At 63.2% G+C, this 1,688-nt stretch carries 1 protein-coding gene and 1 pseudogene; one reads left to right on the top strand and one right to left on the bottom strand.

All coding sequences use genetic code 11. The features are described from left to right. Nucleotides 1-378: 378 nt before the first annotated feature. Nucleotides 379-1,434, top strand: a complete 1,056-nt coding sequence (locus EN969_RS30010; RefSeq protein WP_063169024.1) for a LacI family DNA-binding transcriptional regulator — start codon at nucleotides 379-381, stop codon at nucleotides 1,432-1,434. A 17-nt stretch (nucleotides 1,435-1,451) separates the two neighbouring features. On the opposite strand, the pseudogene EN969_RS30015 reads toward EN969_RS30010, so the two are convergent. After that, a pseudogene (locus tag EN969_RS30015) lies at nucleotides 1,452-1,688 on the bottom strand (NADP-dependent phosphogluconate dehydrogenase); the annotation flags it as partial.

The following is a 1,688-nucleotide window of genomic DNA, read 5'->3' on the forward strand; positions in this document are numbered from 1 at the left end:
GTTACAGATTTTCGATACGGCAATTGCGCGGGCTGTGCAACCCATCAACGAAGCGCCCTCGATATTTTTTCGGGCCGCGAACAAATCCGCCTGAATGATCGCGCTTCTCATGCACTGCAGCATGGTTTGCTGCGGCGCAAACACCGAAATGCCGCCTGATACGGGCAAAAGGCGGCGGCAGGGCGATTTCTCCTGGAATCCCAATGCGTTTCGCAAAAAGAACCATCCACCTCGTGACGAGGACATACATCTCGATACTGGCAATCTGTAACGTTTCAGTATATTGACGCTTTGCCGGGGCTGGGACGCATATCGTATCGCTATGACGGCGATTGCCGACATGGCCCGCGGCTGCTATGCGCCTGACGGGCGGGACGAATGGACAGACAGCGTACGGACAAGAACGGGGAGAACTCGGCACAGGGACGGCCGACGTTGAAGACGCTTGCCTTCATGACCGGGCTCGGCGTCACCACCGTGTCACGCGCCTTGAAGGATGCCCCGGAAATCGGCGCCGAAACCAGGCGCCGCGTCCAACTCGTCGCCAAGCAGATCGGCTACCGGCCGAACCGCGCCGGCGTGCGTCTGCGCACCGGCAGGACCAATGTCATCAGCCTCGTGCTCAACACCGACCGCGAGATCATGAGCTTCGTCTCGGACATCATCTACGGCGTTTCGGAAGTGCTCGCCGAAACGCCCTATCACCTGATCGTCACGCCTTATTCCCGCTCGCAGGATCCGATGGAGCCGATCCGCTATCTCGTCGAGACCGGCTCGGCCGATGGCGTCATCATCTCGCGCACCCAACCGAACGATCCACGCGCCCGCTACATGCTCGAGCACGGCATGCCCTTTGCCACGCATGGCCGCACCGACATGGGCCTGGTCCACCCCTACCATGACTTCGACAACCATGTATTCGCGATGGAAGCCGTGCGCCGCCTGGCGAGCATGGGCAGGCGCAAGCTGGCGCTTCTGTCGCCGCCACCCGGGCTGACCTATTATGGCCACACGCTGAACGGCTTTGCCGATGCGCTGAGCGAGGTCGGCGCCAGCGAAATTCCGTTCAACACCGTTTCCATCGATCACACGATCGAGCAGATCAGGACCAGGACCGCGCAGGTGATGCGCCGCGAGAACAGGCCGGACGGCTTCGTCAGCAGCGCTGCCGCCGCGACACTGGCTATCGTCGCCGGCATCGAAGATGCCGGCCTCAAACTTGGCCGCGACGTCGATGTCGTGTCCAAGCAGTCGTCGGACCTGTTGCACCTGTTCCGGCCGGAATTGCTCGTCGTCAACGAGAACTTCCGCCTGGCCGGCTCCGATCTCGCCCGCTCCGTGCTCGGCTGGATCGGCGGCGCCGCACCCGGCTCGCTGCAGCGCCTGGTCGCCACCAGCGAGGTTCAGGCGTTCAGACCCCCGGTTTCCGTTTAGGCTCTTGGGCCGGCTTGTCAGCCAGCCGCACCGCTTCCCCACGGCCCATGGAACGCGCCTTTGTCGTCGATACGCTCGAAGCCGTGCGCGCCGAAGAAGTCGCGTTGCGCCTGGATCAGGTTCGAGGTGCCGCGGCCCTGGCGATAGCTGTCGAAATAGGCAAGTGCGGAAGACAGCGCCGGAACCGGCGAGCCGGCCTCCGAAGCCCTCGCCACGATGCGGCGCAGCGACGGATGCGCTTCCTGCATCAGCGA

It is taken from the genome of Mesorhizobium sp. M7A.F.Ca.CA.003.01.2.1, assembly GCF_003998945.1.
Lineage (GTDB): Bacteria > Pseudomonadota > Alphaproteobacteria > Rhizobiales > Rhizobiaceae > Mesorhizobium > Mesorhizobium ciceri.

What these genes read in the sequence shown, in the direction of transcription:
- EN969_RS30010 (WP_063169024.1), top strand. Translation starts at nt 379, where the DNA reads ATGGACAGACAGCGTACGGACAAGAACGGGGAGAACTCGGCACAGGGA.